Source organism: Leeuwenhoekiella sp. W20_SRS_FM14, from assembly GCF_052119605.1.
Taxonomy (GTDB): Bacteria; Bacteroidota; Bacteroidia; order Flavobacteriales; family Flavobacteriaceae; genus Leeuwenhoekiella.
Genome location: NZ_JBGQOK010000003.1, coordinates 18,751 through 43,417 on the forward strand (window position 1 = coordinate 18,751; position 24,667 = coordinate 43,417).

The following is a 24,667-nucleotide window of genomic DNA, read 5'->3' on the forward strand; positions in this document are numbered from 1 at the left end:
GATACTCATTCTAGTTCATAAAAAAACCTCATTGCAATTTAAAATCGCAATGAGGTTTTTAATATTTAGCTTACGTAAAAACGTAAGAACAATTTCTTTTATTGACCTTCGCCAGCCTCTTTTTTAGCTTCGTTCACCATTTCCTGGTTAGGAACAATTGCTAAAGTTACACGACGGTTTTTAGAACGTCCTTCTGCTGTGTTGTTATCATATTTAGGTTGCTCCTCACCGTACCATTGTGTAGTAAATCTACCCGCACTTATACCTTGAGAAGTTAAATAATTAGTAACTGCCTGAGCTCTGTTTTTAGACAATGTCATATTGTAATCTGCAGCACCACTACTATCTGTGTGACCTACTACGAGAACATTAGTTTGTGGATATTCTTTCATTACTTTAGAAAGACCATTTAAAGTTTGTTGAGAAGCAGCATTGATATCATACTTTGCAGTTGCAAAATAAACCCCACTATTTTCATCAAAGTTTACGATAATACCATCGTCAACACGCTCTACCTGGGCTCCAGGAATCTCTTCTTCAATACGTTTTGCCTGGTTATCCATACGTTTTCCAAGTACATTACCAGCAGCACCACCTACAACGCCACCTATAACGGCACCTAATGCACCACCGTCACCTTTAGTACCTACGTTATTACCGATTACAGCGCCTATGATTGCACCACCGGCTGCTCCAATAGCAGTACCTTTTTGTTGATTATTTGCATTTTTAGTGGCTTCACAGCCTGTAAGCATTGTAATAGCAATTGCTAAAACAGAAACATTTCTTAATATAGATTTCATATTTGTAGTATTAATAGTTAGCATAAAAATAATGCTTTCAGTATAAGTTAAAGCACTCATAGAGAAAGCATTATTTAAATATTTTTGTTATTCAGAAATTTTAGAAAAATTCATCACGATAGTGAATGGTTTCCCATCTACCTGTACAGTTTGCGTAAATGTAAGTTGGTTTTCTGATAAATAATTTATATTCAATCTAAAACCAGCATTGTTCATTGTAGATTTCATTTTAGCATCTGTAGGTTTGAGTAAGATATCATAAGATGTTGAACCTTCCTGCTGGTCTGGAATACTCCAAACGAAATATCGTTGACCATCAGAACATTTACTACCATTAATCTCGTAGTTACCAAAGTTATTATTAGGAATAAATCTCCATGTACTTCCTACGAAGCATTCTGAGGATGCATCACCAAATAAGGTAACATCATAAATACCAGTGGCATTGTTATAATTTATATTATCAAGATTCCAATAACCCTTTAAGGTTTTTCTAGACTCTTTTACAACTTTACTAGTACCGCAAGAAGCCAGAACCAGACATACTAAAACTAAAGTGATTACTTTTTTCATAATTGAATAAGCGTTTATATTATTTAAATAATCTTGATAAAAGACTAATTAAGAATAATACGATAAAAATGAAGAATAAAATTTTGGCAATGCTTTCAGCACCAGATGCGATTCCACCGAATCCGAAGATTGCTGCAATAATTGCAATAACGATAAAGATAACTGTCCAACGTAACATAATTTTTGATTTTTTGGTTAGTAATGCTTCAAAAGTAGTGTTAGCTTAGATTGTAGTTTTATTTATTAATAGTGTTTAACTACACGCTGTTAAAATGAGTTAACAAAAACAAATGAGATTTTAGAAATCAATAAAATTTTAACATTAGAAAGCGATAATTTCTGCGATAGCTGAAGTAATTCTATTTTTAGGAAGGTATAAATCTTCAAGTGCAGCTGCAAAAGGAATGGGCATATCTAAACTACTCAAACGCTTTACGGGGGCATCTAAATAAACAAATAGCTCTTCTCCTATTTTTGCAGATATATCTGCCATCAAGGTACCAAATGAAGAATCTTCAGAAATTAATAAAACCTTTCCTGTTTTTTTAACCGACTCTGAAATCGTGTCAAAATCTAAGGGAACAAGTGTTCTTAAGTCTATTAAATCTACAGACCACTCGTTTTCTGTTTCTAAAGCTTCAAGTGCCCAGTGTATGGCAGCGCCATAAGCAACCAGGGTAAGCTGATGCCCGGTAGTTACAAGGGCCGCTTTGCCCAGTTCTAAATTATAATAAGCTGTAGGTACATCTTGTCTTATAGTTCTATAAAGGGCTTTATGCTCAAAAAATAACACAGGATTAGGATCTTCTATAGATGAAGCAAGCAGTCCCTTTGTGTCATAAGGAAATGCAGGATACACTACTTTTAATCCGGGAGTGTGAGTAAACCAGGCTTCGTTAGTCTGACTGTGAAATGGTCCTGCGCCTACTCCTGCACCACAAGGCATACGTATAACTACATCTGCAGCCTGCCCCCATCTGTAATGAGATTTAGCTAAATAATTAACTATTGGGTTAAAACCACTGCTTACAAAATCTGCAAATTGCATCTCGACAACAGCCTTAAAATTATTAATAGCTAAACCCATAGCTACCTCAACAATTGCAGATTCGCAAATGGGTGTATTGCGTACGCGTTCTCTGCCGTATTTAGTAACAAAACCTTCAGTAACCTTAAATGCACCACCATATTCTGCAATGTCCTGCCCCATTATAATAAGGTTTTCATTCTTTTGCATGCTTAAATCTAAGGCTTGGGTAACTGCATCAATAAACCGAATAGCCTCAGTTTCTATTTTCTCAGGAATTACAGCTTTATAATTTGAATGGGCATAAACGTCATTAAGTTCATTTTCTTCCGAAGAACTAATATCGTCCTCAGCAAAAGTTTTAGAAAGAGCCTGTTCAATTTCAGTCATTATCTCTGATCTAAATGCCGCATCATCTTTTAAAGAGATGATGTTTTCCGCCAGCAAAAACGATTTAAAATTCTCAACAGGATCAAGAGCGGCCCAATGCTTTAGTAAATCGTCTGGGACATATTTAATTCCACTGGCTTCTTCGTGCCCGCGCATTCTAAAGGTTTTAAACTCTATTAAAACAGGTCTTGGGTTAGTGCGCATTGAGGCAACCACACTGCGTATACGATCGTAAACTTCTATAATATTGTTACCATCTATTATATGGCTCTCCATACCATAACCAAGTGCGCGATCTGCCAGATGCTCACATCTGTACTGCTCGCTTGTGGGAGTTGATAAGCCATAGCCATTATTTTCTATACAAAATAGAACTGGTAAATCCCAGACAGAAGCAACATTAAGCGCTTCGTGAAAATCTCCTTCACTAGTACCTCCTTCACCCGTAAAAACGGCAGTCACCTTCTGTTCTGAACGTAATTTATGTGCTAATGCAATACCATCTGCAACACCTAATTGGGGTCCCAGATGAGAGATCATACCTATTATCTTGTATTCTTGAGTGCCAAAGTGAAAACTGCGATCCCGTCCTTTTGTAAAACCATTAGCCTTACCCTGCCACTGACTAAACAAACGATCTAAAGGAATATTTCTACCCGTAAAAACACCCAGATTACGGTGCATCGGTAAAATATATTCATCAGTATCTAAAGCAGCTGTAACTCCCACAGCAATAGCCTCCTGCCCTATTCCGCTAAACCATTTTGAAATTTTCCCCTGTCGTAACAAGACAAGCATCTTTTCTTCGATAAGCCTGGGTTTAATTATTGATTTATAAAGACTTACAAGTGTAGTATCATTTAATAAACCACGTTTAAAATTCAACATTTTGGAAGCATTAATGTCAGATATCATAATTGAGTTTGATTATCTAAAAGTAATTAATATCCCGATTATTTTTTGACATTATCAATCAAAGCCCATTTATTTAAGTTTAGTTTAAAATATTTGCAACCCGAAAATCTTATATTTGAAAGTCAAATTTTTATTGAATCACAATTTGTTATGAATAATATCCCGAGTGTAGACTTAGCAGACTTTCTTAGTGAAGACAAAGAACGAAAGTTAAAATTTGTAAATGAAATAGGGACGGCCTATGAAGAAATAGGCTTTGTATCTCTTAAAAACCATTTCTTAAACGATGCGTTAGTAGACGACCTATATAATGATGTAAAGTCATTTTTTGATCTTCCGGAAGAAACTAAGCAAGGTTATGAGATAGAAGGTTTAGGTGGTCAACGTGGTTATATTTCTTTTGGTAAAGAACACGCTAAAGGCAAAAAAGAAGGTGATTTAAAGGAATTTTGGCATTTTGGCCAGGAACCAGATGCAGACGCTAATCTTATTGAAGAATATCCTGAAAATGTACAGGTCAAAGAATTAAAAACATTTAATGAAACGGGTATGCAAGCCTATAAAATGCTTGAAAAAACCGGAATATATGTTTTACGAGCTCTTGCATTGTACCTTGAGTTAGATGAGTTTTATTTTGACCACTGGGCGAAAAATGGTAACAGTATTTTGAGGCCCATACATTATCCACCTATTACAGAGGAACCAAAAGGAGCTGTGCGTGCAGGTGCGCACGGAGATATCAATCTAATAACACTGTTAATGGGAGCTTCTGCAGGAGGATTGCAAGTACTACGTAAAGATGGAGCATGGATAGATGCTATACCCAATGAGGATGAACTTGTAATTAATGTAGGTGATATGTTAGAACGACTAACTAACAATAAGCTAAGATCTACAATACACCGGGTTATAAATCCGCCTAAAGAACAATGGGATACTCCAAGATATTCTATACCATTCTTTATGCATCCGCGTAGTGAGATGCCTCTTAATTGTTTAGAAGAATGTATAAGTGAGGAGCACCCTAAAGCTTTTGAAGATATTACTGCAGGTGAATTTTTACATCAGCGCCTGGTTGAGATAGGATTGATTAAAAAATAATTTATGGATCTTTCTGACCAATTAAAAAACTTATTTCCCGATCACAAACCAGAACCCTCAACAGATAGCGATGACGCAAATGACCTCGGCATCTGGATGCAGGATGACCCGTTGTTATGTAAATATGAAAAACGTAAAGGAAAACCTATTACCATTATAGAAGGCTACACCGGTGCAGATAGTGACTTCAAAATTTTAGCTAAAGAATTAAAAACAATGCTGGGTGTAGGGGGTAGTTTTAAAAAAGAAAAAATAATAATTCAAGGGGATTACCGTGATAAAATAATGTCTTTCTTAAAAGATAAAGGCTTTAAAACAAAACGGGTAGGAGGTTAATTGCTAAGCTATGGGAAATTCTATATTGCATATCACAAACGGTGATAGTCTTACTTCACGTCTTGAAAATTTAAATCTTAAAGGAGATATTATCGTTTGGCGCGAAATGCTTTGTGAAGGCCCTACGCCGGTAATTGTTGGTTCTAAGGAGTTTATAGAACAACGCAAAAAGTTTCTAAAAAAGCAATATCATATTGATAATGTAGATTATGAGAATAAGTTTGTTAGCGAACTTAATAAACTTGCCGTAATAAATAATTACGATAAAATTGTACTCTGGTTTGAGTTTGATCTTTTTTGTCATGTTAATATGCTTGCTGCATTAAGCTACCTTATTCAAAATAAAAAAACAGCTCCTATATATATGGTGTGTAGCGGTTGGGTTAAAGGTCTTGCTCAACTTAAAGGCTTATCAGAGTTAAACGATGAGCAATTAGCTATGCATTATGACAATAAGTTAAAACTTTCACCTGACGATTTAGAACTAGCTCACCACATCTGGAAACTCTATTGTGATGAAAAACCCATAGAACTTAAAGCTGAAATAAGTAAAAAATCAAATTTCAACTATTTATCAAGCTGCATACGCGCGCACATAGAGCGCTTTCCAAATATCAATACCGGACTCAATACACTTGAGACAAATATTATTAAACTTATAGACCTTCACGAGATCACTTCAGAACATCAATTATGTGGCTATGCGCTAAATTATCAAGGGTATTACGGGTATGGCGATACACAAATCATAAGTATGATCAAAAATTTAAGACCCTTCTTTATGCTCAAAGATGGTGTTTTGATGCTGACAGAAAAAGGGCTTCAAGTTCTGCAAGGCTCAGAAGACTTTTATAATGTATTAAAAAATGATATGCAGTTTGGCGGTACAGCTAAATATAAATATCGCTATGACCCTGCAAATCATAAATTAATTAAACACAGTGAGAATGCAACTCCCACACTCTGAATTAATTCTTAATGCTGACGGAAGCATATACCATCTTAATCTTTTACCCGGCGAAATAGCAGATACGATCATCACTGTAGGAGACCCTGATCGTGTAGAAACGGTGACCCAATTTTTTGATTCCATAGAACTTACAAGGCATAAACGAGAATTTAAAACCCAAACCGGTTATTTTAAAGATAAGCGCATAACCGTTATCTCTACAGGAATTGGTACAGACAATATTGATATTGTACTAAACGAACTTGATGCTCTTGTAAATATTGATCTTAAAACGCGGCAAATAAAAGAGAAGCATACCGCTTTAAACATCATACGTCTGGGAACCAGCGGAGCTATACAAAAGCATATTCCTGTAGATTCTATATTGATTAGCGAGAAAGCTTTGGGATTTGACGGTTTAATTCATTACTATGATTCAGCTAATCTTAGAGATCGCGATATTGAAGATGCATTTGTAACGCATACCTCATGGAGTTCAGAAAAAAGTAAACCATACTGTGTTAATGGTAGTAAAACTTTGATTAATCACTTTTCTAATCCTAAGATTTTTAAAGGAATTACAGCTACAAATATAGGCTTTTACGGTCCTCAAGGTAGGACGCTCAGACTTGCTTTAGTAGATTCAGAACTCAATTCGAAAATTGAAAATTTTGAGTTTAAAACTGAAACGATTGCAAATCTAGAGATGGAAACTTCTGGTATTTATGCATTAAGTGCGCTATTAGGACATCGGGCAATTTCTATTAATGCGATTATGGCAAATCGTATTATGGGTACCTTTAGTGAAAATGGTACTAATACTATCGAAGCAATGATAAGCAGCGCCCTTGAACGTATAGCAGTACTATAATTTTCTTTTAACAAAAGCTTAATTCAGACAGCAGAAGCCTTTCGTATTTTTGAAAAAAAATAAACGAATACATGGATTCAGAACTAGCTGACAACTTAAAACATAGAGATTTAAACTGGCTCAGCTTTAATGCTCGCGTATTACAGGAAGCACAGGATAAACGTTTTAATCCGCTGTTTGAACGTATGAAGTTTTTGGCTATTTATTCTTCAAATCTTGATGAATACTTTAGAGTACGCGTGAGTCAACTACGGCAAATTAAACGTGTTGAAAAAAGTATCAGAAAAAAATTAGCACTTAGACCTAACAAAACAGTTAAAGAGATAATTGCTAAGGTTAAAGAACAGCAAGAAGTTTTTGGCTCTATTTTTAATGATGAGATTAAACCGGAGCTTGCTGCAAATAATATTGTTCTTATTGCTTCAGAAGACTACACACCTATTCAGAAAAAGGTTGCAAATATCTGGTATGTATCCCATTTAAAGAATACGATTAAACCCATACTCTTTGATCCTGTTAAAGACAAAGAGATTTTTCTTGAAAATCAAAACCTCTATTTCTGTGTTACTTTTTCAGACTCTAAAAAAATAGGTTTTGTAAAAATTCCAACAGACACTAACGATCGTTTTATTGAATTAGGCAAACATAAAGGTATCTACTACATTACCTTTCTAGATGATATTATAAGACATGAAATTACATCAATATTTAATTCAGAATCAATAGACGGTGTTTTTGAAATTAAGCTTTCACGAGATGCAGAGCTTTATATAGATGATGAATTAGAAGGGATACTGGCAGAACGCATTTATAAATCTCTAGAACAGCGACAAGAAGGGCAACCTACACGCCTGCTTTACGACTCGAGTATGCCAAAACCAATTGCTAAAAAACTTCGTAAACTTTTGAAGCTGGGGAAAATAGATATGATGCCGGGAGGTCGTTATCATAATTTTAATGACTTCTTTAAATTTCCAGATCCAACTGAAAATGCTGATTTACATTATGATAAAAAGCCTGTAATTAAGCTAAAGGCTTTAGAAAAGGCTACAGATTATTTTGAAGCTATACGTGCTAAAGATCATTTGCTTCATTTCCCATTCATGAGCTTTGGTTACGTAGAACGCTTTGTAGAACAGGCTGCCTCAGACGACGCAGTTACGCATATCAAAATCTCTCTTTATAGGGTTGCAGATGAGTCTGTACTTACCACATCTCTACTTAAAGCTATTGAAAACGGAAAACAGGTTACCATATTTATAGAGGCAAAAGCACGTTTTGACGAAGAAAACAACATTACCTGGGGTCGAAAATTTGAGGAAAAAGGAGCACGAGTAATTTATAGCTATCCGCGAATTAAAGTGCATTCTAAAATTTTAATGGTTATTAGAGCAGAAGATGATAATGCTAAACGATATGCCTATATAGGCACAGGAAACTTTAATGGTGAAACTTCTAAGATTTACTGTGATCACGGTTTATTTACCGCTAACAATAAAATTACTAAAGAGTTAAGTAGGGTATTTGAAGTTCTTGAAGGAAAATTAATAATCCCAAGGAATAAGCATTTACTTATATCTCCATTTACCACAAGACGCACTTTTGAAAAATTAATTCATTCAGAAATTGAAGCAGCTCAAGCCGGAAAAACTGCAAAAATAACTGCTAAGATGAATAGTCTTGAGGATAAAGATATGATAGAGTTATTATACAAGGCCAGTCAGGCAGGTGTGCAGATACGACTTATCGTAAGAGGATTTACAAGTTTAATTCCCGGAGTAAAAGGTTTAAGTGAAAATATTTATATCACTTCCATTATAGACCGGTATCTCGAGCACGGTCGTATATATCTATTTCACAATAATGGTGATGAACAAATGTATATTGGCTCTGCAGACTGGATGACACGTAACCTTGATCGAAGAATAGAAGTACTTACCCCTATTTACGATAAAGAATTATTTACTGAATTAAAAGATATTTTTACATTACAGTTAAATGATAATTGTAAAGCGAGAATACAGGACGCTAACGAGCAGAATCTATATGTAGAGCGCGTAGAAGGTGAGCCTCAAATACGTTCTCAATATGCAATTTATGATTACCTAAAAAATAAAAACTAAGCAAATGAATACCTTAAAAGTGGGTGGTGTACCAGAGCATTTTAATTTACCTATACATCTATGTATTGAAGAGGGTCTGTTTGCAGATGCCGGGATAGCTGTTGAGTGGGTTGAATATGCCGGTGGTACGGGTGCAATGAATGCTGCATTACGAGCAGGTGACATTGATGTTGCAATTATACTTACCGAAGGTGTCGTTAAAGATATCGCTGCAGGTAATCATTCAAGAATTATTCAAAACTATGTTTCTAGTCCCCTAATTTGGGGAGTTCATGTTGCTGATGGAAGTAATTTTAAGACTATAGATGATTTAAAAGATACAAGACCTGCCATAAGTAGATTTGGTTCTGGTTCTCATGTTATGGCTTTTATACAAGCTAAAGAATTAGGTTGGGAAAGTTCCGCAATTAATTGTGTAGTTGTTAATAATCTTGAGACTGCTGTAGAATCTCTAACTAAGGGTGACGCAGATTATTTTATGTGGGAACATTTTACTACAAAGCCTTTAGTAGATTCGGGTGTATTTAGAAGAGTAAGTGACTTTCCCACTCCCTGGTCTAGTTTTGTAATTGCAGCAACTACAGATGCTATTAAAACTAAAAAAAGTACTCTTGAGGTATTTTTAGAAGTGCTAAATAACAAAACAGTATTATTTAAAGAAATACCAGAAATTGAAGAGCTTCTCGCCAAACGTTATAATCAAAAGCTTGAAGATATAAAAGTCTGGATTTCAAAAACTAATTGGTCACAATCCCAAATTGAAACCGATGAACTCGAAAATGTACAAGTACATCTTAAAGGTCTCAATATGATCGACAAAGAGCAGGACGTTAATTTTTATTTAACTATCAATTAATGAAAGTTTTACAGGACAAAGATTTCGTAAGTTAAAAAAAAGGTCAATCTTTGCGGAATATTAATATATTACTTTAAACATTACAATTATGGTTACTTTTCTAATCGTTTTAGGATGTTTACTTGTCATTAATTTAATCCTTTTTAAATTTAGTGTAGCAGGTGGTCCTAAAGTAGAGAAATCGCAGAAGCGTGTAGCCCCTAAACAAACAACCTTGAATCAGCGGGTAGTTTTTGAACGAGCTTCATAAATTACTGCTGATGATATCTCAAATCAAACCCTTTCATAAAAGGCTCAACCTAACCAATTGAGCCTTTTTTATTTTAGCGCATCACCAGTTTATTTGAGACTTGTCATTTTCTTTTAAATAGTCATTTGTTTTACTAAAATGCCGATTTCCAAACCAAAACCCCCGGTTTGCACTTAAGGGAGAAGGATGCCCACTTTCTAAAACTAAATGTTTGCTCGTATCAATTTTTTTAGCCTTCTTTCGTGCATAACCACCCCAAAGTAGAAAAACAATTCCCTGCCGCTGCTGGGACAACACAGAGATTACGTGATCTGTAAATGTTTCCCACCCTTGCTTTTGATGTGAACCTGCCAAATGTGCTCTAACAGTTAATGTTGCATTTAAAAGTAAAACGCCTTGTTTTGCCCATCGTTCCAGATTTCCGCTTTGCGGAATGGGATTGTTGAGATCTGTAGCTATTTCTTTAAATATATTAATTAACGAAGGCGGCACGGCAATCCCCTCTGGTACCGAAAAACACAAACCGTGTGCCTGGCCCACACCGTGATAGGGATCCTGACCCAATATGACTACCTTTACTTCTTCAAAAGGACATAGATCAAAAGCTTTAAATATGGATGCTCCGGGAGGATAGCACTTATGCTGGCTATATTCTTGCTTCACAAAATTTATTAGCGATTTGAAATACGGTTTTTCAAATTCTGGCGCGAGTACAGCTTTCCAGCTGGGGTGTATGTCAACGTTCATGAATATCTTAAATTTGTAAGTCTAGTGTAATTTTAGTGAATAATAATAGACTGATTCCCTATAAAATTCAGTGTTGTTCATTCAAATTAAATTTCAAAAAAAACTAAGTTATTTTCGGCCTTAAAATAGGCATTGCTATGATAAAAATCCACCCTAAAACACTTGCTGATTTAGAATTTCATACCGTTTGTGCTCAGGTAAGTGAGTTGTGCGTTACAGATAAAGGTAAACTTAAGGCACTTAAGTTAATACCACAAAGAAGCTTTAAGAAGACAATTTTTGCACTTAATCAAACACAAGAGTATATAAGTTCAGATACTCACGAGACGCCTATACCTAATCACGGTTTTGATGCACTTGACCACGAACTCAAAATGCTGGGTATTGAAGATACCACACTTGAGGTGGGTAGTTTTAGAAAAATAGGAAGTTTATCTGAGACGGCTAATACCCATTTAAGATATTTTAGAAAATTTCAGTCCTACTACCCTACTCTTTTTAAAACGGTTGAGGATACCGAGTACACTACAGCTTTAACAGATGAGATTAATACAATTGTAGATCGCTTTGGTGAGATTAAAGATGATGCATCACCGTTGCTTTTAAATACCAGAAGATCTATTAATATAGTTAAAGGAAAAATCAATAGTAGTTTTGCTTCGGCATTATCACAATATGCATCGTACGGTTATCTTGATGAGATACGTGAATCTATTGTCGATAACGTACGTGTACTTGCGGTAACAGCCATGCACAGACGTAAAGTTAAAGGCTCTATTCTGGGAAATTCAAAAACCGGAAGCATTGTTTACATTCAGCCTGAAGCGACTCAAAATCACCAGCGCGAACTTAACAACCTGCAGTACGATGAGCAGGAAGAGGTAAAACGCATCTTAAAAGGATTAACGGATTATGTAAGGCCATTTAGTCCGCTACTAGATGATTATCAAAAACTGTTAAGCACAATAGATGTGATTTCGGCGAAAGCCAAATATGCAAAAAAACTTAATGGGATTTTACCCAAAATCACGCAAGACCGTGAGCTACAAATTAAAGATGCTTATCACCCATTACTTCTAATAAATAATAAGAAACGGGGTCAAAAAACCTTTCCGCAGGATATAACCTTAGATCAGGCAAACCGTATAATTGTTATAAGTGGTCCTAACGCAGGTGGTAAAAGTATCACCCTAAAAACAGTAGGTTTATTACAGATAATGCTGCAAAGCGGATTATTAATTCCGGTTCATGAATATTCAAGATTCTGCCTTTTTGAAAAAATCCTTACAGATATAGGTGACAATCAAAGCATAGAAAACCATTTAAGTACCTATAGCTACAGATTAAAAAATATGAACTATTTTCTGAAAAAGTGTGACGAGAATACACTTTTTCTTATTGATGAATTTGGTACCGGTAGTGATCCTGAATTAGGTGGTGCTTTAGCCGAAACCTTCTTAGAAGTATTTTATGAGCGCGGTAGTTATGGTATTATTACAACCCATTATGCAAATTTAAAAATGATGGCTAATGAGACTGAAGCAATCACAAATGCAAATATGCTTTTTGACTCGAGATCTTTAGAGCCACTGTATAAATTACACGTAGGTGAAGCCGGTAGTTCATTTACATTTGAGGTTGCACAAAAAAATGGCATCCCCTATTCCCTTATTAACAGGTCAAAAAAGAAAGTTGAGCGCGGCAAAATACGTTTTGACAAGAGTATTGCAGATTTACAGAAAGAGCGCAGCAAACTTGCTAAAACCACAACATCTTTAAAAACAAAAGAGCAGGAGGCGGCAAAAGAAAAGCAAGAACTTTCTAAAATAAATACAAAAATTCAGGAAAAATTAGAAAGCTATCAGGAGCTTTACGACAGTAATCAGCGTTTAATATACCTTGGCCAAAAATTAAACGACCTCAGCGATAAGTTTTATACAAATAAGAATAAAAAAGTGCTTATTGATGAGTTGTTTAAGGTTGTACAGATCGAAAACTCAAAACGAGCCAAGCAATCTGCAAAAGAAAAACGCGCACAGAAGGCTCGTGAAGATCGCATAAAACAAGAAGCTGAGAAAAAAGTCGAAGTTATACGCGAAAAGAAAAAAGAACAAAAACAGAAAGAAATTCAAATAGAAAAAGAGCAACCCAAAGTTACTTTAAAAGTAGGCGATCGCGTGCGATTACCAGATGGCAGAGCGGTAGGCACAATTCATAACATAGAAAAAGGCAAAGCAATAGTAGATTATGGGATGTTTACTACAAATGTAGATGTAGAAACACTTGAACTTGTACAACGCGCAAAACAGTAGATGGACTCTAAAATAATTCTTTTTGATGGGGTTTGTAACTTGTGTAATGGAGCGATCAATTTTATTATAAAGCAAGATTCAAAAGCTGTTTTTAAATTTGCTTCACTACAGAGTGAAACAGGTATGCGGCTTTTAAAAAAGCACAAAATTGATCCTCAAAAAACAGATTCTATAATTCTCGTAGAAGAAGATAAAGTTTCTGTAAAATCAACTGCGGCACTGCGTATATCTCGATTTTTAGATAAAGGCTACCCATTGCTGTATGGCTTTATGATTATTCCCGGCTTTATTAGAAATTACGTTTATGATTTTATTGCCCGCAACAGATACAAGTGGTTCGGTAAAAAAGAAAGTTGTATGATTCCTACACCAGAACTTAAATCGCGTTTCTTAGAATAATAATTTGTTATCTGTTTAAAAACGTGCTTTTTAATCTAAACTTTTCCCTTATTTTTTAAGGAAAATATATTCTATATGAAAGTTATAATTACACTTTTATTCTGCTTCTATTTTTTTAATTGGAGTTCTTTTGCTACAGATAAACCTATCTTAAAGCAAACTTCTAAGATTGAAAAGGTAACGGTTTTTTTACAGGGAGCTACTGTAGAACGGTCTGCTTCGGTGGTTATTAAACCCGGAGTAAATGAGTTGGTTTTCAATAATCTTTCTCCAGACATTTTGGAAAACAGTATTCAGTTAAGAGGTGTTGAGGATGCCAGTATTCTTTCAATCGCCTTTGATCTTGATTACCTGGAGAAGAAGGCTGCTTCGGTAGAATATGAAGGTTTAAAATCTGAATTAGACAAATTGCTTTTCAGTAAAAGCTCCATTCAAAATAAAATTGAAGGCTTTAACAGAGAGCTAAACTTGCTATCTCAAAATCAGCGAATCAACAGTGACAATACAGATCTTTCTATAGAAAAAGTAAAGCAAATAAGCACATATTATCGGGAACGCAGCACCGAAATTCAAAATACCATCTACACGCTAACCCTGGAGCTTCAGGATTTAACTCAAAGAATAGATGCCTACCGTCAGCAAATGTCAAAACTTGATGATTCTCGTAAAGAAACACGTGGAGAGATTACCATCAAGCTTCAAAGTGAAACCTCTAAAACTTTAAACTTAGCGTTATCCTATATCATTCATAATGCAGGATGGTTTCCTCTTTACGATATACGTGCTGCAAATACTTCAAGCCCCATACAGCTAAATTACAAGGCCAGTATTTATCAACAAAGTGGTATCGACTGGGAGGATGTTAAACTTGTGCTGTCTACAGGTGATCCCAATACCAATAATTTTAAACCCAATCTGGAAACTAAATACCTCAACTTTGTAAGCGCTAATTACCTTAGTACAGGTGCTATAAATCGAAGCAACCTTAAATATAACCCTACCATTCGCAGTGTTTCTGGTATATTAAGTGATAATTCGGGCGCACCACTACCCGGCGTTAATGTTATTCAAACAGGCACATCAAATGGCACTACTACAGACTTTGACGGCAAATACAGATTAACGATACAACCTAATGGCGGCCAGCAACTAAGCTTCTCCTCTCTAGGTTTTAGAGATGAATCTTTACCGGTTTATGCCTCAATGATGAATGTGCAGCTTGAAGAAGACAGTCAATCACTTGATGAAGTTGTAGTGGTAGGTTATGGAGGTGATGATGTTTCTCGTGCATTAAGCGGAAAGGCAACCGGAATTACTATTAGAGGAAACAGCTCACTTGCTCCAGAAAAATCATATAGTGAAAATGTTGAAACTAAACAAGAGAGTTTAACAAATACGCGTTTTGAAATCAAAAAGCGTTATACAATAGTTTCTAATACAGATATAACAACGATCGAAATTGATACGTTTGAGTTACCCGCAAACTACCAACACTATGCAGCTCCAGAACTTAACGAAAATGTTTTTTTAACGGCTACGGTAACAAATTGGGAAGGTTTTGACTTACTACAGGGTGAGGCCAATATTTATTTTGAAGGAAGTTATGCAGGAAAGACAGCTATAAATCCGCTGGCAACTACTGATAGTCTGGAAATCTCTTTGGGTATAGATCCTAATATTGTCGTAAAACGCGAAAAGAAAGATAATTTTAAAAGTAAATCACTTTTAGGTGGCAACCGCGTTATGACTAAGGCGTTTGAAATTTCGGTACGTAATACTAAAAGCTCTTCAATTAATTTACTGCTAGAAGACCGTATTCCTGTTTCTCAAAATAAAGATATAAAAGTATCAGACCAATCATATGGTGACGCAAAATATGATGAGAAGACCGGTATTCTCAAATGGAATCTAGAACTTGCCTCTAAAGCTTCTTCTACTAAAAACTTTAGTTATGAAGTGCGTTATCCTAAAGGAAATACTATAAACCTATAACTATTAAATTTGAGACCAAAACATATAATATTTGATGTTAATGAGACCTTATTAGATCTTAAACCCCTAGCAAGACGTATTAACGCCTCTCTAAGTAGTGATCTTGCTTTCGACATTTGGTTTAGTGCTCTTTTGCATTATTCATTAGTAGAAGCTGTAACCGGTCATCATGAGGACTTCAGCAAAATAGCCAAGGCAACATTTGAAATGACTGCCGCTAAATTCAAAAAAGTAATTCCTGACGAAGAAATTAAAAGTATTTTGGGAATGATAAAAAAACTACAGCCACACGCAGATGTCCTTGAATCGCTTACAAAGCTAAAAGAAGAAGGTTTTACGCTTGTGGCTCTCACCAATGGAAATTCTACTGTTGCTAAAGAACAAATGGCAACTGCAGAACTCGAGCATCTTTTTAATAATATATATAGTGTAGACGAAGCGAAGGCTTTTAAACCGCATCCTAAGCCCTATCAATATGTACTTAATAAAATGAAAGCAAAACCTGAGGAGACACTTTTAGTTGCTGCCCACGGCTGGGACATTATAGGTGCACAGCGTGCCGGTATGCAAACAGCATTTATAGCTCGCGATGGTAAGTTCAAATATCCGTTAGCTGAGAATCCTAATTATGATTGTAAAAATTTAATAGCTTTAGTTGAATATTTGACCTAAATTAATTTGACCAATGGAATTAGCGATTCCTGCTGCCCAAATAAAATCTGAGTATTGGTTACCAGCACCTACCAACTGTAGTGAAAAACCTATTTCTGGAGCAATGTTTTCATCTAAAGGTAACTGAATAGATGTCATACCATTTGCCGGTCCTGCCGTCGCAGTTATGACACCTTCATAACTTAAAAATTGAATAACACCTCCTAAAGGGTCTACCAGAGCTATTCCTTCAATATCATTTTGTAACGGTATATTAATATTTAAAGTACCCAAACCTGCTTGCTGGTCTGGAATACTACCGGTAATATTAGAAGTGCTAATTACGGCTCCATTTGCGCCATTGTAGTGCACTATAGAATAACCCGTGAGATCTACTCCTGCAGAACCTGCAATTTCAACACGCTCATCAATATCTCCCCCTATGTTATCATAGTGTATTTCATTAATCCACACTTTAATATCATCATCTATTACCGTTAGTAAAAAGCTAGAGTTTATACCTATGGTAGGCGCTCCAGAACCTCCACTTACGTTAGTTATGCTAAAGTTTATAACCTCATTACCTTCTACAAGATCATCATTAGTAATTCTAAAAATTGAAGATGCATTAAAAACCGGGGTCGCTGCAGGAATTGTTACTACTTGTGCTAAAGATTCATCTAAATCATTATAGGCAGAGGCCGAAATGGTAATATTTATAGGCGCGGTAAGTGATGGGTTAGTAATATTAAATTCTAAATCAATAGCACCCGAATTTTCAATTTGATCTCTACTCGTAGAAGTAAATGCTACTTCTGTAGGTTGAATCGAATTTTGTAAAAGATGCACATTTTCCCAGAAAACACCATTCCACACCTGCAAACCATAAATAGAAGCCACAGGATCACTTACGAAAATAAGCAATCCAAGGTCACTTTCATCAGCTCGTATTAAATCGCGTTGAACGACTGTAACTCGTGGTGGCATAAAACCTTTATAGCTTCCATCTGAAGACAAACTACTTACTTCAAGCATTGCTGATGCACTAGGATTTGTGGTACCAATCCCCACTTGTGCATTCACAACATACGTTCCTATAAAAAATAAAAATAAAATTCTTCTCATACTTACTCATTTAGATCGGCAAATGGTAAGTTAAGTGGTTGTATAGGGAAACCGTTTAATAGATTGGGATTCCTAAAATAAACTTATTTATTTAATAAACAAAACGTAAGTATCTTATTTTTAGTCTTTTAATGACTATTTTTCAATATCAAAAGCTTCATCAGGCTTTTTATGAGGATTGTAGTTAAACAGACCTTCCCCTTTTGCTATCACTGAAGAGACCGTTGCATCACCCGTAACGTTAACTACAGTTCTACACATATCTAGTATACGATCTACAGGAAAAATAATACCTATCCAAGCAGGATTTAAACCTACAGATTCTAAGACTATAATTAGCATTACCAGACCTGCGCTAGGTACCGCCGCAGAACCTATTGATGCAAGTGTAGCGGTCAAAACTATAGTAAGCTGCTGCCCTAAAGTTAAATCTATCATATGAAGTTGAGCTAGAAACACTACTGCCACAGCCTGATACAGACAAGTACCATCCATATTAACGGTCGCACCTATAGGCAGTACAAAACTGGTTACTTTTTTATCAACTCCCAGATTATCCTCTACACACTCCATAGTTACGGGAAGCGTTGCTGCACTACTCGATGTAGAGAATGCCAGTGTTTGTGCAGGTCCCATAGCTTTAAAAAATCCGAAGTAAGAAACCTTTCTAACAAATATTTTAAATATAAGAGGGTAGATCACAAAGATCATAAGAGCTAAACCAAGTATTACGGTTAATGAATACCAGCTCAATCCTTTAAAAATCTCAACAACTTTACCTAAATCATTACCCGCCATCTGACTTACAACACCTGCCAGTAAAGCGAAAACAAAAAATGGTGCTGCCTGCATAGTCAGATCAACCATTTTTAAAAATATTTCCATAATCCCATCTACAGCACGCGTAACCGGAGCTGATTTTTTAGGATCTATAAATAACATACTTACTCCAAAAAATAAACCGAAGAAAATAACCTGTAACATTAATCCATTATCCGCAAGAGAATTAAAAAAGTTATCGGGTACAATATCTACAAGGGGTTGAAGCGGACCAGCATTTTTAGTAGCATCTGCAGTTTTCATTTTATCATCTACTGCAGCATCTTTAAGTTGGCTATGTGATAAATCTGAAATCTCTCTAGCACGTTCCATAAACTCAGGATCCTGCAAGTAATTAACTCCATCTTTAATGACGTAACCTTCATCTGCAGCCCAAATCTCATAACTAATACGGTTATCGATACGGCTCTGCTCATCAACAAGCTTACCGGGTTCTATTACATTAACAAGAAGCAGACCTAAACTTACGGCTAACACGGTAGTAATTAAGTAAGCGAGAAGGGTCTTCCCACCCATTCTTCCTAGACTAGCAGGGTCTCCTAAATTTGCCACACCGCTTATTATTGAAAAAAGCACAAGAGGAACAGCAATTAACTTTAAAAGGTTAATGAAGATTTTTCCAAAGGGAGCGATCCAGTCTATGGTAAACTGGCTCCATCCCATTTGACTCGAGATTAAAGCCCAGATAATACCCAGGACAAGACCAATAATAATCTTCCAATGCAATGCTAAGTTTTTCATATAAAAATAGAGGTGTTTTTTCCTTGTTGGGAAAGATAAACAAATTCAACAGAATTTAAATCTGAAGTAAGCGCTTATGCCAGCCTATCATCCCAAAAATAATCTTCAATATGAGCTAATTTGACTTTTGAGGCAAAAGCAGGATGTGATGTGTTTAAAAGATAGTTGTATTCTTGAGGTATAACAGCTGAGGGAACACGTAAAGCAAGACTATTTTGTGTGCGATACCAGGATGAACCCAGATTTTGTAAAACAGGATAAGCGAAAATTCCGCGCCAATTTAAAGGAAGTCGTTCTTTATCTAAAAAATCTATAAGTGAACTATCATCTGCTAAAGAAAGTATCATAACCTTAAACTTTACATCAGGCTCAATAGAACGATAATTTACAATAAGCTCTAGGGTCGCCAGAGCTCGGCTAGATGAAGAATACAGAATTTGCTCACCGGCTTTATTCCACCTTGCGGCAGCACCAGAAGCAGTAAGTATATTGGCGTATTTTTCTGTTGCAATACGATAAAGCTCCATATTTATAATTAAGCATTATCTCCATATTGCATCCCGGTGAGGCGATTGTCTATAAACTTTGTGCCACTATAAGTATTTAAAAATACCGCAGGAGCCTTTTTATCAAAGAAGAAATTAGGACTTTTTAACCACTCTGAAAATTTTTCAAATGAGCCAAAAACCATTTTACCGTGATTGAATAACGCCATTAAGAGGACGATTTTTTCTTGCACATGTTCCTTAATAACACTGTTGTTATTTTTATAATTACGAAGGGTTTTTACATTAATATTTAACCAATCAGCAAGTGTAGCTTCATTAAAAAAAGAACGCTCCCGCAAGGCATCTAAAGTTGCTAAATTAACCTCTGTATTATCTAAGTAATACATAACCGCAGCTTCATTGACCTCATTAATATCCTGATCTATTTTTGAATAACTCATAATTATGACATTTAACTATTATTCAAATATAGGTAAAATTACCTAATGAAAAAAGTATTTTTTCCTAATCCTGTGCATAAAAAAACCTGAACAAATATTCAGGTTTTTTATGCTTTATCAAGTAAGACTTAAATTTTAGAAGCTTTATTAATTAAAAAGAAATCTGCTAATACCAGAGCCGCCATTGCTTCAACTATAGGTACTGCCCTGGGCACTACACAAGGATCGTGGCGTCCCTTACCTTGCATTTCTGCGTCATTACCATCTTTGTCAATTGTAGGCTGTGTTTGCATTATGGTTGCTACTGGTTTAAACGCTACCCTGAAATAGATATCCATACCGTTGCTTATACCCCCTTGTATACCTCCACTCAGGTTTGTTTTGGTACTTCCGTCTGCATTGAATAAATCGTTATGTTCGCTTCCTTTCATAGAAGCTCCGTGAAAACCGCTACCGTACTCAAAACCTTTAACCGCATTTATAGAAAGCATTGCTTTACCTAGCTCAGCGTGTAACTTATCAAAAACAGGTTCGCCCAGGCCTACCGGTACGTTTTGAATAACACACATTACGGTACCACCTATAGTGTTTCCTTCTTTGCGTATTTCTTTTATTCTATCGATCATTTTTTTGGCGAATGCCTGATCTGGGCAACGTACATCGTTAGATTCTATCAAAGAAAAATCAAGCTCCTGATATGGAGTAGTCATATGAATCTCTCCTACCGAGTCTACAAATGCATTTATTTTCACATCTTTTAAAACTTGCTTGGCTATGGCCCCTGCCGCAACACGACTTGCTGTTTCCCTTGCTGAAGAACGGCCACCACCTCTGTAATCACGGACTCCATACTTTTGATCATAAGTATAATCTGCGTGAGAAGGGCGGTAGGTGTCTTTTATATGGCTGTAGTCGTGAGACTTTTGATTGGTATTTACAATATTGAAGCCTATAGGCGTGCCGGTAGTCTTACCTTCAAAAATTCCGGAAAAAAATTGAACCGTGTCCGGCTCTTTTCGTTGGGTTACAATTTTAGATTGACCCGGCTTGCGACGCTCCATATCGCGGTAAACAGCATCTAAGTCTAATTCTATTCCTGCGGGACAACCGTCTATAATTCCACCTATAGCTTCACCATGTGATTCTCCAAAAGTTGTTAGCGTAAATAGTTTACCAAATGTATTACCTGCCATATCATAAATTTAAATGGCGAAATTAAAATGTTTTAGCCAAAAACTAGCGGGATAAGGCATCTAATTAACCACTTAAATACTAATTCTAAAAAATAATTTAATATTCACGTAAAACTGTAGTAACACCCGTGGCTTTTATTTGTTTAAAATAACAGTTTTTGAAACGTAACGTTGAACTTGTAGTACTTTCTGATGTACATCTAGGCACCTATGGATCTCACGCTAAAGAACTCGTGAATTACCTGCAAAGTGTTAAACCACAAACGCTGGTTCTTAACGGGGATATTATAGATATCTGGCAATTTAGAAAACGTTACTTCCCAAAATCCCATTTACAGGTGATTAAAAAAATAATTTCACTTGCTGCTAAGGGAACTGAAGTCTTTTACATCACCGGGAATCACGATGAAAAATTACGCAAGTTTAGCCCTGTGAATCTGGGGAATATTTCAATAGTAGATAAACTAGTTTTAAATCTTGACGGTCGCAAAGCCTGGATTTTTCACGGAGATGTTTTTGATGCCTCTATACAACATACTAAATGGATTGCGAAATTAGGTGGTTGGGGTTATGACTTTCTCATAGTATTTAATCGCTTTATTAACTGGTGGCTTGCAAAACTTGGTAAACCAAAATATTCTCTTTCTAAGAAAATTAAAAACAGTGTTAAGAAAGCGGTAAGCTTTGTATCAAATTTTGAAGAAACCGCTGCACAACTCGCTATTGAAAATGACTTTGATTACGTGATTTGCGGTCATATACATCAACCACAAATACGCAAAGTTTTCTATAAAGAAAAAGACTGTATTTACCTAAACAGTGGAGACTGGATTGAACATCTTACCGCGTTAGAATATGACAATGGGGTGTGGTCTTTAATGGAATACGAAAAACAAAATGTACCGGTAACCGCAGATGATGATTCGGTGAATACAGAAATTGATCCCGTTGCTCTTTTATCTTCGATAAAGATGTTCCGCTAAATAATCTATTAGATTTTAAAAACTACCTCTAGTCTATTCTAAAATCTTCAGTTTTGCAAAACGCAATAATAACTTTTTGATACCACCAGTTTGAAAACGTATTTCTGCTTTTTGATCCTGTCCTATTCCTTCAATTCCTAATACTTCTCCGTGACCAAAACGGTTGTGTTCTACTCTACTTCCCGCTTTTAAATTTCCATTTAAATCATCTGTTTTAAAAGATGGAGTACTCGTACTTTCAGGTCTTAATTTTCTTAATTTCTGTAATTGTCCCGGTGTAGGTTTTCCTACGGTGGGTGCGCTTCCGGCAACCGGTTTTTTAAGTCGTAACTTAGTTTTATCTGGTTCTCCAAAAATATCTCTATCTACCAGTGGCTTATACCTATACGACTCCATAGGTGTTTGTATATCAAGAAATGAGTCGTCAATTTCTTCAATAAAACGACTAGGTTCTGCATCAATAAGTTTTCCCCAGCGATAACGGCTTTCAGTATAAGTTAGATAAGCTTGATGCTCTGCACGCGTTAATGCAACATAAAATAATCTACGCTCCTCTTCAAGCTCGCTACGGGTATTCATACTCATTCCGCTAGGGAATAAATCTTCTTCCATACCTACCACAAAAACATATGGGAATTCTAGTCCTTTTGCCAAATGAATCGTCATTAAAGACACCCGATCTACATCATCTACCTCCTTATCAAGATCTGTAGCAAGGGCTACATCTTCTAAAAATTCGGCGAGTGAACCGGTCGCATCTACGATTTCTTTCTGGCCTTCAACAAAATCACGAATACCGTTTAACAGCTCTTCAATATTTTCGATACGTGCAATACCTTCAGGCGTGCCATCTTTTTTTAATTCCTGAAGCAATCCTGTTTTACGGGCTACTTCTTCAGCAGTTACAAAAGCGTCGGCGTTTTCAGCAGTAATCTGAAAACTCTTAATCATATTGACGAAGTTGTAGAGCTTGTTTTTTGTACTATTATTAATTTGTATCTCAAGGTGCTGAATATTCTCCATCACCTCAAAAATTGATTTGTTATACGTCTTTGCAGCGATTACCAGACGGTCTATAGTAGTTGCGCCTATACCTCGTGCAGGGAAGTTAATTATACGCTTTAAGCCTTCTTCATCATTGGGGTTTGTTAATACTCGTAAATACGCTAAAACATCTTTTATCTCTTTACGCTGGTAGAACGATAATCCTCCAAAAATGCGATACGGTATTTCCCGTTTACGCAGCGCGTCTTCCATCGCACGAGATTGCGCATTAGTTCTATATAATATAGCAAAATCACTGTGCTTGAGCTGCTTGTTCATCTTTTGCTCAAATATGGTACTTGCTACATAACGCCCTTCTTCACCATCTGTTAATGAGCGGTGCACAATTATCTTGGGTCCGTCGTCATTTGCCGTCCAAACAATTTTATCAAGCTTGGTTTTATTGTGCTCAATAACAGAGTTTGCTGCTTCTACAATATTCTTTGTAGATCTGTAATTTTGCTCCAGACGGTAAACTTTTACATCGTCATAATCTTTCTGGTAATTTAATATGTTATTAATATTTGCACCACGGAAGGCGTAAATACTTTGTGAATCATCTCCTACCACACAAATATTCTGGTAGCGGTCTGCCAGCGCTTTTACAATTAAATATTGTGAGTGATTTGTATCCTGGTACTCATCTACGAGAATGTATTGAAAACGTTTCTGATACTTGGCAAGTACTTCTGGAAAACGCGCGAGCAATTCATTTGTACGCAGCAGTAAATCATCAAAATCCATTGCGCCTGCTTTAAAACAACGATCTACGTACTCTTTGTAAATCTCCCCTATACGTGGCTTTTTTGCCATCGCATCAGCTTCCATCAATTCTGGATTTTGAAAGTAGGCCTTTACGGTTATCAAACTGTTTTTAAAGGAAGAAATACGACTGTGTACCTGCTTGTATTTATAAATATCTTTATCAAGACCCATTTCTTTTATAATAGCCGAAATAAGACGTTGAGAATCCTGACTATCATAAATCGTGAAATTGGGAGGAAACCCCAGGTGATGCCCTTCAATACGTAAGATTTTAGCAAAAACAGAGTGAAAGGTACCCATCCACAGATTTTTTGCTTCACTATTGCCCACAATCGTACCTATACGCGTTTTCATCTCGCGAGCGGCTTTATTAGTAAACGTTAGAGATAATATATTAAATGCGTCTACCCCTTGTTGCATCAGGTATGCGATACGCATTGTAAGTACACGCGTTTTACCAGAGCCTGCACCGGCAATCACCATCATCGCCCCGTCTTTTTGTAATACCGGTGCACGTTGTGCGTCATTTAATCCTTCTAAAAGTGCCTCCAAAACAATTGATTTTTTAAGAAGTGAAAATTAAGGAATCTTAGCTTTTTACCCGAGCCATAATGCATATAGTTATTAAAAAAAGTGTTTCATCAAAAACAGAAGATTTCTATACTGGGTTATTGTATGGCAAAACGAAATCGATACGTGGGATGCAATCGTTAATGAATTTTAAATATCTTT

At 36.0% G+C, this 24,667-nt stretch carries 23 protein-coding genes; 12 read left to right on the plus strand and 11 right to left on the minus strand.

From position 1 onward, the window contains the following. Positions 1-98: 98 nt before the first annotated feature. The 4 genes from ACEN25_RS06230 to ACEN25_RS06245 form a co-directional block, all read right to left on the minus strand. Positions 99-803 carry an OmpA family protein gene (locus tag ACEN25_RS06230; protein WP_028376078.1) on the minus strand — a complete coding sequence of 235 codons (705 nt, stop codon included), beginning with the start codon at positions 801-803 and terminating at the stop codon, positions 99-101. 87 nt (positions 804-890) lie between these two features. Continuing rightward, positions 891-1,376: a lipocalin family protein gene (locus ACEN25_RS06235; protein ID WP_028376079.1), complete on the minus strand. Its 486-nt coding sequence runs from the start codon at positions 1,374-1,376 to the stop codon at positions 891-893. A 19-nt stretch (positions 1,377-1,395) separates the two neighbouring features. Next, on the minus strand, positions 1,396-1,554 hold the full coding sequence (locus ACEN25_RS06240; RefSeq protein WP_081817355.1) for a DUF1328 family protein: 159 nt from the start codon (positions 1,552-1,554) through the stop codon (positions 1,396-1,398). A gap of 144 nt (positions 1,555-1,698) precedes the next feature. After that, the gene (locus ACEN25_RS06245; protein ID WP_441802166.1) at positions 1,699-3,708 is read right to left on the minus strand and encodes an alpha-ketoacid dehydrogenase subunit alpha/beta; all 2,010 of its coding nucleotides are present in this window, start codon (positions 3,706-3,708) and stop codon (positions 1,699-1,701) included. Positions 3,709-3,858: 150 nt separating this feature from the next. On the opposite strand from ACEN25_RS06245, the gene ACEN25_RS06250 reads away from it, so the two are divergent. The 7 genes from ACEN25_RS06250 (at position 3,859) to ACEN25_RS06280 (ending at position 10,194) form a co-directional block, all read left to right on the plus strand. After that, a complete protein-coding gene (locus ACEN25_RS06250) occupies positions 3,859-4,809 on the plus strand; it encodes an isopenicillin N synthase family dioxygenase (protein ID WP_441802167.1) in 951 nt (316 codons plus the stop codon). A 3-nt stretch (positions 4,810-4,812) separates the two neighbouring features. Continuing rightward, positions 4,813-5,145 (plus strand): translation initiation factor, encoded by a 333-nt coding sequence (locus ACEN25_RS06255; RefSeq protein WP_441802168.1) that lies wholly within the window; start codon positions 4,813-4,815, stop codon positions 5,143-5,145. Between the two features lie 10 nt (positions 5,146-5,155). Beyond that, positions 5,156-6,112 (plus strand): DUF1835 domain-containing protein, encoded by a 957-nt coding sequence (locus ACEN25_RS06260; RefSeq protein ID WP_441802169.1) that lies wholly within the window; start codon positions 5,156-5,158, stop codon positions 6,110-6,112. Beyond that, complete coding sequence (locus ACEN25_RS06265; RefSeq protein ID WP_441802170.1) at positions 6,093-6,965, plus strand: nucleoside phosphorylase; 873 nt, start codon at positions 6,093-6,095, stop codon at positions 6,963-6,965. The genes ACEN25_RS06260 and ACEN25_RS06265 overlap by 20 nt, the downstream gene beginning before the upstream one ends. Positions 6,966-7,036: 71 nt before the next feature. Beyond that, positions 7,037-9,088, plus strand: coding sequence for a polyphosphate kinase 1 (gene ppk1, locus ACEN25_RS06270; RefSeq protein ID WP_441802171.1), 2,052 nt, complete (start codon positions 7,037-7,039; stop codon positions 9,086-9,088). Positions 9,089-9,092: 4 nt separating this feature from the next. Continuing rightward, positions 9,093-9,944, plus strand: coding sequence for a substrate-binding domain-containing protein (locus ACEN25_RS06275; RefSeq protein WP_441802172.1), 852 nt, complete (start codon positions 9,093-9,095; stop codon positions 9,942-9,944). A gap of 88 nt (positions 9,945-10,032) precedes the next feature. After that, positions 10,033-10,194, plus strand: coding sequence for a hypothetical protein (locus tag ACEN25_RS06280; protein WP_159106025.1), 162 nt, complete (start codon positions 10,033-10,035; stop codon positions 10,192-10,194). Positions 10,195-10,275: 81 nt separating this feature from the next. Here ACEN25_RS06280 and ung read toward each other — a convergent pair whose 3' ends face one another. After that, a complete protein-coding gene (ung, locus tag ACEN25_RS06285) occupies positions 10,276-10,941 on the minus strand; it encodes a uracil-DNA glycosylase (protein WP_441802173.1) in 666 nt (221 codons plus the stop codon). 137 nt (positions 10,942-11,078) lie between these two features. Here ung and ACEN25_RS06290 point away from each other — a divergent pair, with 137 nt between their 5' ends. The 4 genes from ACEN25_RS06290 to ACEN25_RS06305 all read left to right on the plus strand — a co-directional run bounded on the left by ACEN25_RS06290 (position 11,079) and on the right by ACEN25_RS06305 (position 16,316). After that, positions 11,079-13,253 carry an endonuclease MutS2 gene (locus ACEN25_RS06290; protein ID WP_441802174.1) on the plus strand — a complete coding sequence of 725 codons (2,175 nt, stop codon included), beginning with the start codon at positions 11,079-11,081 and terminating at the stop codon, positions 13,251-13,253. Continuing rightward, positions 13,254-13,652, plus strand: coding sequence for a thiol-disulfide oxidoreductase DCC family protein (locus tag ACEN25_RS06295; RefSeq protein ID WP_028376089.1), 399 nt, complete (start codon positions 13,254-13,256; stop codon positions 13,650-13,652). Between the two features lie 75 nt (positions 13,653-13,727). Further along, a complete protein-coding gene (locus tag ACEN25_RS06300; RefSeq protein WP_441802175.1) occupies positions 13,728-15,644 on the plus strand; it encodes a mucoidy inhibitor MuiA family protein in 1,917 nt (638 codons plus the stop codon). 9 nt (positions 15,645-15,653) lie between these two features. Next, a complete protein-coding gene (locus ACEN25_RS06305) occupies positions 15,654-16,316 on the plus strand; it encodes a haloacid dehalogenase type II (protein WP_441802176.1) in 663 nt (220 codons plus the stop codon). Here ACEN25_RS06305 and ACEN25_RS06310 read toward each other — a convergent pair. From ACEN25_RS06310 to aroC, 5 genes are all read right to left on the minus strand, one after another. Continuing rightward, positions 16,296-17,420, minus strand: coding sequence for a hypothetical protein (locus ACEN25_RS06310; protein ID WP_441802177.1), 1,125 nt, complete (start codon positions 17,418-17,420; stop codon positions 16,296-16,298). The two genes, ACEN25_RS06305 and ACEN25_RS06310, sit on opposite strands and share 21 nt — an antisense overlap. Before the next feature lie 135 nt (positions 17,421-17,555). After that, positions 17,556-19,001, minus strand: coding sequence for a dicarboxylate/amino acid:cation symporter (locus ACEN25_RS06315; RefSeq protein WP_441802178.1), 1,446 nt, complete (start codon positions 18,999-19,001; stop codon positions 17,556-17,558). Positions 19,002-19,075: 74 nt separating this feature from the next. After that, on the minus strand, positions 19,076-19,528 hold the full coding sequence (locus tag ACEN25_RS06320) for an RES family NAD+ phosphorylase (RefSeq protein WP_396512362.1): 453 nt from the start codon (positions 19,526-19,528) through the stop codon (positions 19,076-19,078). Between the two features lie 8 nt (positions 19,529-19,536). Further along, positions 19,537-19,950, minus strand: coding sequence for an MbcA/ParS/Xre antitoxin family protein (locus ACEN25_RS06325; protein ID WP_035899716.1), 414 nt, complete (start codon positions 19,948-19,950; stop codon positions 19,537-19,539). Between the two features lie 128 nt (positions 19,951-20,078). Then, positions 20,079-21,143, minus strand: coding sequence for a chorismate synthase (aroC, locus tag ACEN25_RS06330; protein ID WP_441802179.1), 1,065 nt, complete (start codon positions 21,141-21,143; stop codon positions 20,079-20,081). 158 nt (positions 21,144-21,301) lie between these two features. On the opposite strand from aroC, the gene ACEN25_RS06335 reads away from it, so the two are divergent. Next, positions 21,302-22,126 carry a UDP-2,3-diacylglucosamine diphosphatase gene (locus tag ACEN25_RS06335; protein WP_441802180.1) on the plus strand — a complete coding sequence of 275 codons (825 nt, stop codon included), beginning with the start codon at positions 21,302-21,304 and terminating at the stop codon, positions 22,124-22,126. A 33-nt stretch (positions 22,127-22,159) separates the two neighbouring features. Here ACEN25_RS06335 and ACEN25_RS06340 read toward each other — a convergent pair whose 3' ends face one another. Beyond that, complete coding sequence (locus ACEN25_RS06340) at positions 22,160-24,487, minus strand: ATP-dependent helicase (protein ID WP_441802181.1); 2,328 nt, start codon at positions 24,485-24,487, stop codon at positions 22,160-22,162. Positions 24,488-24,667 lie beyond the last annotated feature (180 nt).